Below are 15727 nucleotides of genomic sequence, written 5' to 3'. Positions count from 1 at the left end.
ACCGTAACCAAACTCGCCGCCGTGCCTGAAACGGCGATGGTGAATGGCGTCGAAGCCTATAACCGCGTGCCCCGCGTTACCGTCGACTTCTGGCTCATCAAGCTCATGGCCGTCACCGTTGGCGAAACCGCGGCCGATTTCCTGGCGGTCAATATGGGCATTGGCCTGCAAACTACCACACTGGTCATGATGGCGGTCCTGGTGGTCGCCTTGGGCCTGCAGTTCAGTCGCAAGCGCTACGTGCCCTGGACCTATTGGTTGGCCGTGGTGCTGGTCAGCGTCGTCGGCACTTTGATCACCGACAACCTCGTCGACACCTTCAACGTGCCGCTGCTGACGACGACGATCGGCTGCACCATTTTACTGGCCGCCACCTTTGCCGCGTGGTTCGCCAGCGAAAAGACCCTGTCGATCCACACCATCGTTACCACGCGGCGAGAAATCTTTTACTGGCTCGCCATTCTGTTCACCTTCGCACTGGGCACGGCCGTAGGCGACTATATCGCTGAGACGCTGGGGCTGGGATATCTGGCGACAGGGTTGCTCTTCCTCGCTATCATCGCCGTCATCGCCATCGCCCATCTGGTGTTCAAGGCCGATGCCATCCTGACCTTCTGGCTGGCCTATATCCTGACCCGGCCGCTCGGCGCCTCCTTCGGGGATCTGCTGTCGCAGCCGATGGAATATGGTGGGCTCGGCCTGGGGACGATCGTCACCAGCGTGCTGTTCCTCGCCGTCATTGCCGCTCTCGTCGCTTACATGACCCTGGTCGCGCCCAGGCGAGATGGCAGGATCACGGTCGCCTGACTGAGCCGGGGCGGCGGCCTGTGGCCGCCGCCCGCATTGACGCTGCGCCCCTTGTGACCGAGACTTGACCCATGCGTATCCTGTTCGTCGAAGATGATGCCCGCACCGCTGACTATGTGAGCCGCGGTTTCACCGAGGCGGGGCATGTTGCCGACGTGCTCAGCGATGGCCGCGATGCGCTGATGCACGGCATGAATGAGCGCTTCGACGTCATGGTGATCGATCGCATGCTGCCGGGTCTCGACGGACTGTCGCTGGTCAAGGCGCTGCGTGCCTCGGGCAATACGACGCCCGTGCTGTTCCTGACCGCAGTGGGCGGTGTCGATGATCGGGTGGATGGCTTGGAGGCCGGCGGCGACGACTACTTGGTCAAGCCCTTTGCCTTTTCTGAACTGCTGGCACGGCTCAACGCCCTGGCGCGCCGCCCGCCACCGACCGCCGAAAAGACCAAACTGCAGGTCGCCGACCTAGAGATTGATTTGATCCGCCACGCCTGTCGGCGCGGCGGCATTGCGATCGATTTGCTGCCGCGGGAATTTGCCCTGCTGACTTACCTTATGCAGAACGAAAACCGTGTTCTCACCCGCACCATGCTCCTCGAACGTGTATGGGATTTCCATTTCGATCCCCAGACCAGCGTGGTCGAAACCCATATCAGCCGGTTGCGCGCCAAGATCGACAAGCCCTTCGCCAAGCCCTTGCTGCACACCATCCGCAGCACCGGTTATAGCATCCATGCTTAGGGCCCTCTATCGCAGTACGGCGATCCGGCTGATCGCGCCGCTGGGCCTGGCCTTCATGGTGTTTCTGCTGCTGGCCGGCCTTGCCGCTTTTCTGCTTACTCAGGCTGAACTCAACGATCGCATGCGGCAGCAGCTCGAACAGACTTTTGCCGTGATCACCCAGTCCTACGCGGAAAGCGACCTCACCGACCTTACTGAACTGGTGCGCAGCCACGCGGCGGCCAATCCGCACGAAGAACGGGTCTTTCTGCTGCGCAGCGGCGGCGGGCAAAAGCTGGCAGGCAATATCGACCAGGCCCCCGGCGACACTGGCTGGGCTGTTGTGCCGGGTTCGGCGCTGGGTCTCGATGCCGACGACAGCTACCAGATCTATTCTGGCCTAGTCGCGAACAATACGCTGGTGGTCGGCGCCAGCTTTGAGGAGAACGACGCTGTCGGGGCCATCGTACGCAATAGCCTGGGCGTCGCCGGTATCGCCTTCATCCTCCTCATTGTCATGGTCGGACTGGTCATTGCGATCCGTGGTCAGCGGCGGATCGACGGTATCGCGGCCACCATGGATCGGGTCGGGCGAGGTGACTTGGCCTCTCGCATTCCGCTGCGCGGCAATCACGACGATCTCGATGATCTGTCTGCCCAGATCAACCAGGCGCTCGACCGACTCGCGGGACTCGTCGAAGGCATGAGGCAGGTCAGTGTCGATATCGCCCATGATCTCAAGACGCCGCTCAATCGACTGAGCTTCATCGTGCAGAACGCCATCGACGATGACGAGGCCGGCAAGCCTGTCGCTGACCTGCTGCAGCAGGCACAAGAAGAGTCGCACCAGATCAACACGACGTTCGATGCTTTGCTGCGCATTGCCCAGATCGAGTCCGGTGCCCGGCGCGCGCGCTTTAAAGCCATGTCGATCCAACCGGTGCTTGAAACGCTCTACGATGCCTATGAAGAGGTGGCGCAGGAACATGGGCAGACCCTGGTGTTCGTTGGCACGCCCTTGCCAACCATTGTCGGCGACCGCGACCTGCTCACCCAGTTGTTCGCCAATCTGATCGAAAATGCGATCCGCCATTGCCCGCCGGGAACGCAGATCACGCTGGCCGCCGCATCGGGGCCGGATCAGGTCTTCAGCGTCATCGTCTCGGACACTGGGCCGGGCATTCCAGAGACCGAGCGCGAGCGGGTGTTTCAGCGGCTTTACCGGCTTGATAAAAGCCGCAGCACGCCCGGCCATGGACTGGGTCTAAGCCTGGTCAAGGCTATCGCCGACCTGCATGGAGCGAGCATCGCAGTCGAAGACAACAAACCTGGCCTATGCATCACCGTGCGGTTCGTCCCTCAAGCCGAGACGACGCTCGGGTCCTAAAGCCTACACCACCACCGAAAGTTCAACGTCATGGAAGCACCACTCACGTCCTGGCTGTTCTGGGCCCTCCTGTCGGCAGGGTTTGCCGCGCTGACCGCCATTTTCGCCAAGGTCGGCATCGAGAACGTGAATTCGGATTTCGCCACCCTGATCCGCACGGTGGTCATCCTGATCGTCGCCGCCGGTATCGTGGTGGCCACCGGTCATTGGCAGGCGCCCGGATCGCTGTCTGGAAAGACATGGGGCTTCCTCGTGCTGTCCGGCGTGGCGACCGGCCTGTCCTGGCTGTGCTATTTCCGGGCCCTGCAACTGGGCAAGGCGGCACAGGTCGCGCCTATCGACAAACTCAGCGTCGTGTTGGTGGCTGTGTTCTCGGCGATCCTGCTCGGTGAGCGCCTGCCGTTGACCGGCTGGCTCGGCATCGGCCTGATTGCCAGCGGCGCTGTGCTGGTTGCGGTGTCGTGAGCGGTCTCGGCGTTGGCCAGAGTATCCTCGTCCGCTTTCCCGTGTGATTGACCGAAAGCTGACTGTCGCCTTTCCACCCCGTTATGGGCGTGCGAAACCGACCGAACTGGATCATACAAGCGTCGCAGCTCATGCCTTCAAAACAGCCGACCGTATTCTACAGCATCATTGGATTACTCAGCCCGCAAGTTGCTCATCCTCAACCGAAACACCCCAGGCGTTCATGGCATTCAGCACCCCACTCAGCGTCATGCCCAGTGCCGTCAGTTCATAAACGACCCGTGGCGGTGTTTCGGCAAAAGCAGTTCGGGTGACAATGCCGTGTTGCTCGAAACGTTTGAGACGATGGGTAAGCGTGTGGGCGCTGATGCCATCTAGAGCCGTTTTCAGTTCATTGAACCGGCGCGGCCCCACCAGCAGCTCTCGAACAATCAGCGTTGCCCAAGGACCATCCAGCAACAGTAGACATCGTTCGACCCCACATTCGGGAAGACAGTGATCCGCCATGTTCGCTCTCGCTTTCCGCTCAAAATAATTTTGCGCGACGTCCATTAGTGCATTTGACGTAACCGATGCACAGAATGCACTCATGCGCCTTTCTAACAGCTTAGCGAGATTATTCCTATGTCCTTCATCATTCACGGCGCCACCGGCGCACAAGGTGCTCCCCTGTTCGACCGCCTCAAAGCGGCAGGAAAATCCGTTAAGGCGGCGTCGCGAAATGCTGAGAACAGCGACCATACCGTTACAGCAGACGCCGCTTCTGCCGACTCGCTGACCAGCGCATACAACAAAGCAGAAGGCGTTTTTGTGCACCTGCCCCAGGCTCCAGAAGATCTGCGTCTCAGCTACGCCAACAATATCGTTGCGGCGATCCGCGCTGCGCAGCCTGCGCGCGTCGTGATTTCGACCAGCGGCGCGGTTGTCGACGCCCCAGATAGCCCGCTGCAGTCGCCTGCCGATTCCGCCATCATGACACTGATCAATGGTGTCAAGGACAGTGGCGTTTCAAACTCTGTGGTCGCCCCCCGGCTGTACCTTGAAAACCTGCTGCTGCCGATGGTTTCCGCACCCGTCACGGCCGAGGGCGTGTTGCGATACCCGGTTCGGTCCGATTATGCCGTTTCGTGGAGTACTCATGCCGACGTGGCCAAGGTGGCGGAACGACTGCTGATGGACCACACATTGACGGGCGTTGTCGGCATCGGCCATTTGCCGGGTCTGCTGGGCGCGGATCTGGCCGCCGGTTTCAGCAAGCATTTTGGCCGCGACGTGAGATTTGAAGCGCTGACACCTGAAGCGTTTGGGGATCTGATCGAGCCGTTCTTCGGCCCGGCCTTTGCGGGTGTCGTCGGCTTCTACAAAGCACATTGGCAGGCTCCGGCAAATACCATCGAGCCAAAGACCAGTGCGCAGACCTTGTTGGGTATCGAGCCTGACAACGTGCAAACCTGGCTCGCCCACGCTTTGGGCAGTTAACCCGTCACAATTGTCTCACCTTCCGTGCAGACACGGACGGCTTAGAGGACATTGTCGGGTGGGTTGCGCCTGTGCGGGTAAGCGTCCCGCACGGGCGCAATTGCTTACTTCACGTATTCATCGGATTTCACGACCTTGCCGTAAGCAAAGCCCAGGGCCGACATGAACGCCGCGTGCACCTGAGCTGCCGGAACGGTCATACCGTCGAACTCGGCGTCGCGGGTTGCGGCAGCATCTTCGACCACAGTCACGTTGAACCCGTAGTCGGCGGCGGCCCTGGCGGTGGCGTCGATGCACATGTGGCTCATGGCCCCGATGATGACCACATCCTTTGTACCCGCGGCGTCCAGCTTGGCCTTGAGGTCAGTGCCGCGGAACGCGTTCGGGAAGTTCTTAACGACGACCTGCTCACCGTGCTTGGGCGCTACGGCGGGGATGATCTCGGCTCCGGGTGTCCCGATGACGAAGAACGGCGAGCCTGCAGGGCTCTCATGCCGGACATGGATGACGGGAATGCCCTTGGCTCGAGAGGCTTCGATCACCCTGACCGCATTTTTTACGGCGACATCCACACCGACCAATGGCCAGGAACCGGATGCAAGGTAGTCGTTCTGTAAATCCACGACGATGACAGCTTTGTTGCTCATGATTGGGGTCCTTTCGATGCGTGTTTATGGACGCTCGCTGAAAACCACGCTATTGGCGGTACCGACAATTTTCGGGCTGAAAACGACAAATGAGCGACAACATCGAAATAGCGCTTCTCGAGTATTCCGGTGCTCAGGAAGCTGCCTTGCTCGGGCTGGCAGACTTGTTCGAGATGGCAAATCAGCCTGATCGACCTCAGCTCAGTGTGACAAGGTGGCGAGCTGAAGGCGATGAGCTAGTACCCGGCAGGAATACCGGGGCGCCGGTCGTCATGATCATACCTCCCGGCAAGCTGGGGCCGGTTGCTGCCAAGGTGGCTCGACCTGTGGCCTCGGCGTTGCGGCGGCTGCATGGCAGCGGCACCACATTGGCGTCCGTATGTGTTGGGGCTTTTATTTTAGGTGAAACAGGATTGCTGGACGGGCGATCCGCGACGACGCACTGGGGAACAGCCGAGGTTTTTCGATCCCGCTTTCCGAAGGTGGACCTCGACGTCGATCGACTGGTGATCGATGACGGAGACATCATGACTGCCGGAGGCATGATGGCGTGGACGGACCTGGGCTTGAAGCTGGTTGACCGATATCTGGGCACTACGGCCATGATGGATACCGCAGGAACTTTGCTGATCGATCCTCCTGGTCGTGAACAGCGCTACTACAGCTCCTTCGTCCCAACACTGACCCACGGCGACGCTGCCATCTTGGTGGCGCAGCATTGGCTTCATGCAGAATTTGCCGACAGCATCAGTCTTTCAGATATGGCCAGCAAGTCAGGCTTGGAGGAGAGAACCTTCCTGAGGCGGTTTCGGAAGGCGACGCACATGACTGCAACCGAGTACCTTCAACGATTTCGCGTCAACAAGGCCCGCGAGATGCTTCAGTTCGGAGCTGACGCCGTTGAAGCGATTGCATGGGCAGTTGGCTACAATGATGCCAGCGCCTTCCGGAAGGTCTTTTTTCAGATCGTAGGCTTGTCGCCGTCTGATTATCGGAGGCGATTTCGCGCCTAACGTATCTCCAGCTTTGCATCGCTCATGCGCTGACGGAAACTATTTGATGATCAATCGCCCGTCTGCTTTGTGGGATCTTTCGTCAAAACCGGTCGGACTGCATCCCACCCCGACACGGTCGCTCATTTCGTCGCATGGCAATGTCTGCTTTTATGAAAGCTGAAGGGAGGCCTGAGTGGCCGGAATGGGGCGCTTTCCAACAAACGGACGCTTAGCTAAAGCCGGCTAGCATCATGGCGATGCGCTTGCGGACGGCGGACGAGTGGCCGACTGTAGAAAGCGTGGTGTCACGGAACCAGCGCATCGCGGGGGAGCGGAGCGTGGCCATACGGGTGAGCCGGTCGGTTCGCTCGAGCACCTGGCCAGCAAGGGCGCGCCGTTTGGTGTCGTAGGTGTCCAACATATCCTTTTCGCCGTTGAGGAAACCTGCCAACGCCGTGGCCAGTGCTTCGGCATCGCGCAGGCCCAGGTTCATGCCCTGCCCACCGGCCGGGCTGTGCACGTGAGCGGCGTCGCCGACAAGGAGAAAGGGACCGGCGTGGAAGCGGTCGGCGAGCTTGTGGTGGACTTGAAAGCGCGACCCCCACAGCACCTCCTGCACACGGGCGCCGCTGGTGGGGCCACGCTGGTCAATGACACGCTGGACATCGGCGACTGTGGGCAAGGATGGCGCATCGGCCAGTTGGGCTACCACACGGTACCGCTGGCGGCTCATCGGCGCAACAACTAGGGTGCCTTGGGCGGCAAAGAACAGACCCACCTCGTGCTGGCCGATGGGCCAATCCATGTGGACGTCGGCCAACATAAAGGAGCCGTAGGTGGCCCCCGGAAAGGCAATGCCCGCCTGAGCACGGACGAAGCTTTTTTCGCCGTCGGCACCAACGACGAAACGTGCCTGGAGACTGTATTCCTCGCCTAGCTGGTCGAGCGTGGCGAGGACGCCATTGGCGTGCTGGTCCAACTGCGTGATCAGGGCCGGCCTAAGGATATCGTGCCCCATTTCCTGCAGCCGCGCGGAGAGGATGGCTTCGGTTTCGTCCTGGGGGATCATCAGGGCAAAGGGACTCTCGCCACCAAGAACAGAGAAGGCTACTTCGAGCAGGACTCGGTCGCGATCGCGGACCCGGAAATCGGGTGCCTTGATACCCTGTGCGATCAACCGATCCGCGACACCTAGGCGTCCGAGCGTTTGGAGGGTTGCAGCGTGGATGACAGCGGCGCGTGAGGTATTCTGCGCTGCGGGCAGGGCATCGACGATGCGGAAGTCCACCCCTACCTGGGCAAGGCCAATGGCAGTGGCAAGGCCGGCAGGACCGGCACCGACAATCAATACATCCGTTTGCTTGATCATGGCTTCTCACTCTCTATGTAAACGCTTGATTACATCTCGGGTGGCGCGTAAGTCAACAAGTGTTTACAAGGGGGCGACGATGCGGGATGCGACGGCGACACAGGAGCGGTTGTTGCTGGCGGCTCGCCGCCGCTTTGCCGCGCAGGGTTTCGAGCGGACCACGGTCCGCGAGATTGCTGACGATGCAGGGGTTAATGTCGCCCTGATCAACCGTTATTTTGGCGGTAAGGACGATCTGTTTGCCCAAGCGGTCGCGATCGACCTTCAACTGCCCGATCTCAGCGCAGTGCCGCCGGAGCGGATTGGGACGCGTCTGGTGGAACACTTCTTTCGCCGCTGGGAAGGCGAGCCAGCAGACGACCTGCTGCGCGTGCTGGTGCGGACGGCGGCCACCCATCCGGCAGCGGCAGCCCGCGTTGTTGACATCTTTAACAATCAGGTACGGCCGCTAGTTGCCGTGCTGGCGGGCGAGGGGGAAGCAGCGCAACGCGCCAGCCTTGTGGCGACGCAGGTGCTGGGGCTGGCCTATTGCCGGTATGTTCTGAGCCTGGGAGCGAACGAGCTTACGCTGGCGTCAACGCGTTTCATAATCGGCGAAACGATCCAACGCTACCTTTTCGCGCCGCTCGAAGCCTGATCTCTCTGGAAGAGAGGCATTGTAGTGCTGCACCTTCGCGCCACCCGGTAAAGTCACCGAGCACTGTGGCCGTCTGCCAAAGACATGGAAGCTCTCAACGTCAATCAAGCGGTCCGGAGAACAAACAATCGATGTAAACTTTAGGGAAGCCGGCGGGAGGAGTCGAATGACCGAATTGGGGCGCGTTTCAGTCGCCACTGATTTGGCAGAATGCGGCAGTGCGAGCGTTAGATTGTAGCTCCCATCACTCACGGTTGCGCAAATATTGTTCCATGTTGAAGCTCGGCAGCCAGTGCTCGCGGCGCACTGTCCATAATTCATACGTGGGCGTGAAACGATTGATTTCGTCTAGCGTCCCTAATGGCACCTCGACCTCATCCTCCCACCGAGCAAAAACCGAAGACCCACATACAGGGCAGAAATGGCGGTCTTTGAAGGAATGGACCATCCCGGTGATTAGCACTTGGTTTTGATCGAAAATGGCGGATGCATAGAACGCCGCTCCATGATGCTTTCGGCAGTCCAGACAATGGCAGACGCCGACGCGTTTAGGATATCCTGTCGCTATCAATCGCACTGCTCCGCATAGGCAGCCGCCCTCCACACTGTTCTCCATCCATACCTCCATTGCCCGGTGAACGAGTTCTCGCAGTGGCTCCAGCGCTAGCCGCGTCAAAGATGTCCGATCGCGCTTCTTACTGCGACCTGTAGCGGCTGAAGTCGCAACTATGAACAGCTGAAGGATCCATGACGGTCCGGTAGTTATACGTCGCGCAGTCGATATGGGTGCCGATGCTAATTCTGCTTTTAGACCGTTCAAGCACGCCTTTGCTCGGACCGTCGGAGCCGATGCCCGCCCGGTGAACGCACCACTCGATATCGAGTGCTTGCGTTGCTAGATAGGTCATCACCGCCTCATTATCGCGGTGTTGGCCATCGAAACTTCGACCAACAGTGTTTCTGAGCACCCACATGATTGGCGATAGCCGGCGTCCATGAGGGCGGCTGAACCCTCCAGCCTGATAAAGAAACCGTTTGACGCCGTGGCGTCGCATCGATGGGATTAGCTTCTCAACGAAAGCGGTGTTGATCTTGGCTTGCTCCTGAAGCTTTCGGTCGCCCAACATACAGACAATGAAGTCGACACCGGCAACAAGCGCATCAGTGTCGACAGCTTCGGTCACCGATCCGTACACCACCTCGAGATTGGGGCCGGCTATCAGCTTTCCTGGCGTCCTGACCAAGGCTCTGACCCTGTGTCCGTCAGCTAGGACTCGAGCGAGGAAGTGCTTTCCGGTTCCGCCAGTCGCGCCTAGCACAAGGAATGTCGCTTGCTTGAACATCGTGTTTAGCTCCGCTTGGTCAGGATTATCTTTCCACTGTCTAGTTCATGTAGACATCGCATAAGAGCCGGTTGTCAATGACAATCTTTCTGGTGTAAAGATTGGCTATGGCTTCTTACCATCATGGGTCGTTGCGGACGGCTCTGCTCTCTGCCGCCGAAAAAATTTTGCAACGCGAGGGGATCAACGCCCTGACCTTGCGGGCCGCCGCTCGTGAGGCTGGTGTCTCCCACACAGCGCCGGCGCATCACTTCAACGACCTTGCTGGACTGTTGAGCGCGTTGGCCGCATTGGGATTCAGCCGCCTTCATGATTTCGCACGCGCAGAGGCTGGAAATGTGGAAATCCCGGATCAACTTCTCGCCCATGCAAGGGGATACATCGCGTTTGCCCGCGCTCATCCTGAATTGTTCAAGTTGATGTTTCGCTCGGAGCGCTTGGATTGGGACCACCCTGACCTCGCAAGCGCCGCCGCACATGCATACTCGCTTCTGACGCCTGCGGCTGGTGAACGGCCGGCGCATATCGGGCATAGCCAAGACGCGCTCGCAGATACGATGGCGCGGTGGTCCTATGTCCATGGTCTAGCAATGCTGCTCATAGACGGGCGGCTATCGGCAGGCGTGAGCATGTCGCCAGGGGCCGATGAAGACACACTCATCGCCGATTTAATCAAGCGTCTGGAACTTCTAGAGGGGCGCGGCCGTGGATAAGACCGTCATCAGCTCTTGATATGTCGAAGCCTTAAGCTGCCGGTCTCTTTCCAACCCCCACTTAAGCCTTAGCGGCGGCCGACGCGGACTGGCAGCTTTCGGGAAATCAGAAACGCGGTCTGAATGGCGGGAATGGGGCGCGTTGCCGTCCGGCGGCTTGCGACCCCACAGCGGACATAGGTTGCCAATTCCACAAAGCCTGCAAGTTGCCGCTTGCCGCAGTTATCTTTGGGTCGCTAGAACAGTGTTGCCGTCCTGCGCGGTCAGAGCTACGTAAGAGGTTTCATGCGTTTCGTCGTGTCTTACTTGCTCTTAGGTGTTTTCCTAGTGGGTTGCGCTCGAATGCCTAACCCTATGGTTTCCGATATAGGGTCCTCCATTAGATTTACGGGCGCTACCAGCTTCACATATAGTCGAAGTGATCAAGCGCCGGTCCTTTGCGAACGAACTCCTGATAATTTTGACACGCCGTTCTTTGAGGGAACTGCACGGTGCGATGATGGCGTAACGAGGTCTTTCATGCGCTTCACTGCCATTTACTATGCAGCGACCCAAGTCGAGTTTGATGATCAAACGTTTACAGAGCCTGGGCAGGCGCCTTGGCGACAGCCGAGCGGCACTGTGAATCAAGATGCCGAAGAGCTTTGGCAACGGGTTCAGGCCGTCCAGAAAGGGCGTTAGAACCGATAGAATTCCCCCGACGGTGGACCGGCGACATTTGTTCTATCTGCTTCTTTCTTGGCCAAGTCTCACTCAACTTCTCAAGGGAAATCAACAACGTCCGGTTTTGTAGATCACAAACGGAAAGCAGCCATTCTGCAAACCACCCCTAAGTGGCGGTCGGCTTCTAACCCCAATTTTTCCGTTGGCAGCTAGAACTAGAAATCCCGAAAGTACCCACAGCCGATTGCATCAAGGATACCCTTCCTTCAACACGCGACCTTTGTTGAAGTCCAATCAAGCCCCGAGGAGTTGGAGTTTTGAATGGTGAGCGACACGAACGCTGTGGTGGTCAGGCGGATTTTCGAGTTGCCTGAGAATTTTGAACAATTCCTCCACGAGGCTGCTGCCGAGGGTTTTGACAGGCAGAAGAACTCTGGGGCGTGGCGCTTGTTGTCCTGGTCTGTGAAACATGCTGAACTTACAAAATGATGAAGGCAACCTTTCGTATTCCAGCCTATGTGGCAGCAGCGAGCGTGGGTTCTCTTACCATGGGCATGCTCCTCGGCCTGCCAATAGGTCTGTTTGGCATAATATTCGGAGCAGTTATGGCAGTGCCTGCCATTCCAGTCGTCATGCTTGCTATGTGGCCCGCGCTCATGCTTTGGTTATACTTGGCCAATCGTTTCGCATGGCAAACGAGATCGAATTATTTCTGGTACTCAGGAGCGTCTTCAGTCGTCACCGCAGGTGTTTTTCTCGTTCTTCGCCTTTTCGTCGGAGCGATCGAACCACCATCATTTCTTGTCCTGTTTGTCGGTACAGCATTGCTAATTTTTTGCGGCGGGTTGGCTGGTTTAGCCTATCGTGCTGTCATGCTGTGGGATCAAAACTCGGGCGGATTGACGCTCTTCTAGGATATGGCATGCGCCGTAAAAGCCGCTGTTTGTAGACTGCATCATCTGCGATGGGCGAAAGTGCCCATTTGTGGTGCAAAACGACTACACTCGGGCTGACCGCTTCCCAACCTACTAAAGTCGACGGCTGACAACGAAAGCGCCTGACGGGGCGATTGACGGATGAAACTTCGAAAGTTCGCAGCCGATGATTGGCCTTGGGTGCAGGAGTGGTTTCAGGATGCGCTTCTGAATCTCGAGCTCGGGCCGATGGACCAAGCGTGGTTGGAGGCGGTCCTTGGTGACCACAATGGAGTGCAACTGGTCGCGTCGATTGAAGACGTGCCGGTCGCTCTTATCGGATGTATTTGGGGCGCAGATGAACATCCCTCTCACTACATTACGGACATAGCCGTATCTCCGAAATTGCGCGGCCAGGGCTTTGGGCTCAGGGCGCTACAATTAGTGATGGCTTGGCCAGCACATCCGCCGACTTCCAAGTGGACCGCTTTCGTAAATCCGCAGAACCACCGGGCACAGTCGCTGCTCAGAAAAGCCTCATGGTTAGAATTTGGCATGTCCGACGGCATGTTGAAATTCGAAACCAGTTAGGTCCGCTTCCCTGCCGCAGATCCCAAAACCCGCCAGTCCGCATTCCACCCCGAAGAGACCGGTCTGCGGCCGACCCCTTGTCAGACATTTCGGCCAAATCTTGCCTTCGCTGTTTGCGGACAATCTCGGTCTAGACTCTGCTGTCCTCTAGGGTGAACTTGCTTAGCCTGACTTATTGGCCAAGCATCACGCGGGTTCACCGTCCGACTTTGGCAGGGGATCGACGACGTGGATGATACTCTCGGGCAACGGGCCTGTCCGAGCGAACTCTTCCAGGCGATCGATAAGGCCAGCACGCGCTTCTGTCCAACGGTCCAGCCATTTTGCCTGGTAACGCATTTTGATGTTCAGCGATCTCCAGGAAAAGTAGTGGGTGCAGTGGGGGACGAGTACTGACCCCTCAGGATTACAGATGATCCAGTTACCGCCTGATGTGGATCGATAAAGGGCTTCGCTCCCGCCGATTGAAGCAAAATCGCCGACATGATCCAGGCCCGTCGGCGCATCGCCGCTGGAATTCGGAATCAGCCTCGATTCCCAGGACTTGCCGCCGCCAAGTTCGTGTTCAACATACCAGTCGAGGGTGCGACAGCCGCCACTCGTTGGGCAAGACGGCCGAGCAAGTGCGGTCGCGGTATTGGGTGCAAGACCCTCGAATTCCATGTTATTACCAATGGAGCGCGGCGCGAAACCCGGCAACAGCCCTTTAAGATAAAGGTCTGACACTTCTCCTGGGGTGTGCTCGTCATTGCTTAGACCCATATAGATGTTGTTTGCTGGTATGATCATGCGAATGCCGGCAATCGTTGCGAGATAAAGTCTCGGGTCGGGCTGCCGTGGTTCGCCAGGCCCTGTCGTACAAATGAGATCGGCCGGACATTTGCCGCGTCTTGCTTCGGCTCGGTCCTTGAAGTTGTTTCCTATCGTTCCGAAAAGTCCGGTTACGGTCGCTGTCGCCACAGCGACTGACAGCACCGAAACAAGGGTAGCTGGCATGCCACCCGCAGGGCGTCTTGGCAGGACCGGGAGAGGAGGCATGGGGTTAGGCAAGACTCCGGCCAGCCTCGCAACCAACCAGCCTACTATCCAGCCGACCGGCAATATGGACGCGAGCACGAGGCCATATCCGACCCAAATGTCGTTACCCGAAGCGATCTCGCGGCAGAGGAGTCCGGCAGAGACGGCCGTTCCTGCCAGAAAGAACTGTCCGAACGTAAAATAGCCGACACATCGCGAAACGACGACTGCCAGGATCACAGTCCAAACAGTCGGCCAGATTGCGATCGGGGCGCCTATGTAAATGCCCATCCCAATGGCGAACAGTCCCGCAACAGGTTCGCGGGCTGCAAAGAACAAGGCGATCGGCACAGTGATGAAGGCCAGGTTGAAAACAAAGCAGAACGCGAGCAGCTTCGCCCAATCGTCCCACCTCATACGAAAGCGTGCAGCTGGAAAACGCATTCGTGGTCACCGTCCGCGAAATTTTGACTAGTCTGGCAGCAAGTCTCTCAGCCGCAAGGAGCAAAGGGGACTTTGGTTACCAAGGTGCAAGCAAGAAGCACGGCGAATTCATTCGCTGTCCACCGCCGACCCCTTTGCTGCCATTCGGGTTTTTAAGTGGCCTGCCCGAAAGCAGTCGCCATTTTGGTAGTAGCGGGCGCTCGAGACATGCCGCGTGATCTGTCGCGAAAGAATAGGTGGCGCAGGGCTGCGCCACCTGTCACGCGTATTGTTAGGATTGGCTCGGCTACTCGGTGGCTAACGCGTCGCTCGCTAGCGGATAGTCCACATAACCGGCTTCGCCACCGCCATAATAGGTGTCACGATCGCCTGGACTCAGCGCCAGGTTGTTGCGGAAGCGATCGACTAGGTCAGGATTGGAGATGAATGGCGCACCGTAGGCCACTGCGTCGGCGATACCATCCTCCACAAGCGCATTGCCGGTCTCGAAGCTGTAGCCGCCGTTGGCAATCAGCGAGCCGGCGTACATTGGCCTGAAATATCTGGCGACATCCTGCCCGAGCCGTTCGAGATGAGTGCCGGTCAGATCGTTGATCGGGTTCATCAACTGCAGGTAGGCAAGCTGACGTGTCGACAGTTGTCTGATCAGATATTCATAGGTCGCAAGCGTTTCGGGGCTGGCCACATAGGCGCCGACATTGTTGAGGCCGGGACTGAGCTTGATCCCGATGCGGCCAGGCGACCAGGCACCCGCGACAGCATCAACAATCTCCAGCACGATGCGGCTGCGGTTTTCCGCCGAACCACCGTAAGCGTCGGTCCTGCGGTTGAGGTTGTCATGCAGGAATGCCGGGATCAGGAAGGTGTTTATGCCATGGATCTCGACTCCGTCGAACCCGGCCAACTGGGCCAGGCGGGTCGCTTTGGCATAGTCATCAACCGTCCGGGCAATATCGGTCAACTCCATCGCCCGCGGCGTCACTGTGTCGGTGAGGCCAGTCGGCGTGAACGCCTGCAGGCCTGGGTTGACGGCAGAAGCGGCAAGCGGCAGGGCTCCATCGAGGAGTGCGGGGTGTGATGCCGGGCCGGTGTGGCCCAATTGAACGAAGATGCGTCCGCCTGCCGAATGGACCGCATCGGTCACCTGGCGCCAGCCCTCGCTCTGCTTCTCGGTATAGATGCCAGGCACGTTGATGAAGCCGACGCCTTCACGGCTTGGCCATGTACCCTCAGTGAGGAGCAAGCCAGCTGATGCGCGTTGCGCGTAATATTGCGCCTGAAGGGCATTGGGAATGAAATCCGGGTCATGCGTCCGGGCCCGGGTCATGGAGGCCATGATGATGCGATTGGGAAGGTCGATGTCGCCCAGCCGGATGGGATCCAGCAAAGAATGGGTTGAAGTGCTCATGTCTGCTCGCGATGCGGCGGGGCTGTCCATGGCCAGCGCCTCAGGAAGGACCATGCCCGACGACATCGTCGTGCAACCGAGATAAGACGATGCGCACTTTCAATCCAGTACCGACTATTTGGTAAG

Annotated in this window: 17 protein-coding genes; 10 read left to right on the top strand and 7 right to left on the bottom strand. The window is 58.6% G+C overall.

Going from position 1 to position 15727, the window contains the following annotated elements:
- Positions 1-36 precede the first annotated feature (36 nt).
- The 4 genes from DevBK_RS11630 (at position 37) to DevBK_RS11615 (ending at position 3381) form a co-directional block, all read left to right on the top strand.
- On the top strand, positions 37-807 hold the full coding sequence (locus DevBK_RS11630; protein WP_317185615.1) for a hypothetical protein: 771 nt from the start codon (positions 37-39) through the stop codon (positions 805-807).
- A gap of 71 nt (positions 808-878) precedes the next feature.
- Entirely contained in the window at positions 879-1550 is a 672-nt protein-coding gene (locus DevBK_RS11625) for a response regulator transcription factor (RefSeq protein WP_317185531.1), read from the top strand.
- Positions 1543-2916: a HAMP domain-containing sensor histidine kinase gene (locus tag DevBK_RS11620; protein WP_317185530.1), complete on the top strand. Its 1374-nt coding sequence runs from the start codon at positions 1543-1545 to the stop codon at positions 2914-2916. Before DevBK_RS11625 ends, DevBK_RS11620 begins: the two co-directional genes overlap by 8 nt.
- Positions 2917-2946: 30 nt before the next feature.
- Positions 2947-3381 (top strand): EamA family transporter, encoded by a 435-nt coding sequence (locus DevBK_RS11615; RefSeq protein WP_317185529.1) that lies wholly within the window; start codon positions 2947-2949, stop codon positions 3379-3381.
- Positions 3382-3558: 177 nt separating this feature from the next.
- Here DevBK_RS11615 and DevBK_RS11610 read toward each other — a convergent pair whose 3' ends face one another.
- Positions 3559-3972 carry a winged helix-turn-helix transcriptional regulator gene (locus DevBK_RS11610; RefSeq protein ID WP_200896918.1) on the bottom strand — a complete coding sequence of 138 codons (414 nt, stop codon included), beginning with the start codon at positions 3970-3972 and terminating at the stop codon, positions 3559-3561.
- A gap of 33 nt (positions 3973-4005) precedes the next feature.
- Between DevBK_RS11610 and DevBK_RS11605 the strand changes: the two genes are divergently transcribed.
- The gene (locus DevBK_RS11605; RefSeq protein WP_317185528.1) at positions 4006-4860 is read left to right on the top strand and encodes an SDR family oxidoreductase; all 855 of its coding nucleotides are present in this window, start codon (positions 4006-4008) and stop codon (positions 4858-4860) included.
- A gap of 104 nt (positions 4861-4964) precedes the next feature.
- Here DevBK_RS11605 and DevBK_RS11600 read toward each other — a convergent pair whose 3' ends face one another.
- A complete protein-coding gene (locus DevBK_RS11600; RefSeq protein ID WP_317185527.1) occupies positions 4965-5507 on the bottom strand; it encodes a cysteine hydrolase family protein in 543 nt (180 codons plus the stop codon).
- Positions 5508-5596: 89 nt separating this feature from the next.
- Here DevBK_RS11600 and DevBK_RS11595 point away from each other — a divergent pair, with 89 nt between their 5' ends.
- Positions 5597-6520 carry a GlxA family transcriptional regulator gene (locus DevBK_RS11595; RefSeq protein ID WP_317185526.1) on the top strand — a complete coding sequence of 308 codons (924 nt, stop codon included), beginning with the start codon at positions 5597-5599 and terminating at the stop codon, positions 6518-6520.
- Between the two features lie 211 nt (positions 6521-6731).
- Here DevBK_RS11595 and DevBK_RS11590 read toward each other — a convergent pair whose 3' ends face one another.
- Positions 6732-7871 (bottom strand): FAD-dependent monooxygenase, encoded by a 1140-nt coding sequence (locus DevBK_RS11590; protein WP_061909843.1) that lies wholly within the window; start codon positions 7869-7871, stop codon positions 6732-6734.
- Positions 7872-7950: 79 nt separating this feature from the next.
- On the opposite strand from DevBK_RS11590, the gene DevBK_RS11585 reads away from it, so the two are divergent.
- Positions 7951-8508, top strand: a complete 558-nt coding sequence (locus tag DevBK_RS11585; protein WP_061909845.1) for a TetR/AcrR family transcriptional regulator — start codon at positions 7951-7953, stop codon at positions 8506-8508.
- Positions 8509-8752: 244 nt separating this feature from the next.
- On the opposite strand, the gene DevBK_RS11580 is transcribed toward DevBK_RS11585, so the two are convergent.
- Positions 8753-9124 carry a GFA family protein gene (locus DevBK_RS11580; RefSeq protein ID WP_317185525.1) on the bottom strand — a complete coding sequence of 124 codons (372 nt, stop codon included), beginning with the start codon at positions 9122-9124 and terminating at the stop codon, positions 8753-8755.
- 79 nt (positions 9125-9203) lie between these two features.
- Positions 9204-9851 (bottom strand): NAD(P)-dependent oxidoreductase, encoded by a 648-nt coding sequence (locus tag DevBK_RS11575; protein WP_061909847.1) that lies wholly within the window; start codon positions 9849-9851, stop codon positions 9204-9206.
- 107 nt (positions 9852-9958) lie between these two features.
- Between DevBK_RS11575 and DevBK_RS11570 the strand changes: the two genes are divergently transcribed.
- The 3 genes from DevBK_RS11570 to DevBK_RS11560 all read left to right on the top strand — a co-directional run bounded on the left by DevBK_RS11570 (position 9959) and on the right by DevBK_RS11560 (position 12732).
- Entirely contained in the window at positions 9959-10564 is a 606-nt protein-coding gene (locus DevBK_RS11570; protein ID WP_317185614.1) for a TetR/AcrR family transcriptional regulator, read from the top strand.
- A 1148-nt stretch (positions 10565-11712) separates the two neighbouring features.
- Entirely contained in the window at positions 11713-12141 is a 429-nt protein-coding gene (locus DevBK_RS11565; protein ID WP_317185524.1) for a hypothetical protein, read from the top strand.
- A gap of 162 nt (positions 12142-12303) precedes the next feature.
- Entirely contained in the window at positions 12304-12732 is a 429-nt protein-coding gene (locus DevBK_RS11560) for a GNAT family N-acetyltransferase (RefSeq protein ID WP_062629816.1), read from the top strand.
- A 186-nt stretch (positions 12733-12918) separates the two neighbouring features.
- On the opposite strand, the gene DevBK_RS11555 is transcribed toward DevBK_RS11560, so the two are convergent.
- Positions 12919-14193, bottom strand: a complete 1275-nt coding sequence (locus DevBK_RS11555) for a hypothetical protein (RefSeq protein ID WP_317185523.1) — start codon at positions 14191-14193, stop codon at positions 12919-12921.
- A 286-nt stretch (positions 14194-14479) separates the two neighbouring features.
- Positions 14480-15601, bottom strand: coding sequence for an alkene reductase (locus DevBK_RS11550; RefSeq protein WP_317185522.1), 1122 nt, complete (start codon positions 15599-15601; stop codon positions 14480-14482).
- Positions 15602-15727: the final 126 nt, after the last annotated feature.

This window comes from Devosia sp. BK (assembly GCF_032907385.1).
In the GTDB taxonomy this organism is placed as follows: Bacteria; Pseudomonadota; Alphaproteobacteria; order Rhizobiales; family Devosiaceae; genus Devosia.
Note: the sequence above shows the minus strand (reverse complement) of the source record. Positions and strands in the feature narration are given on the sequence as shown.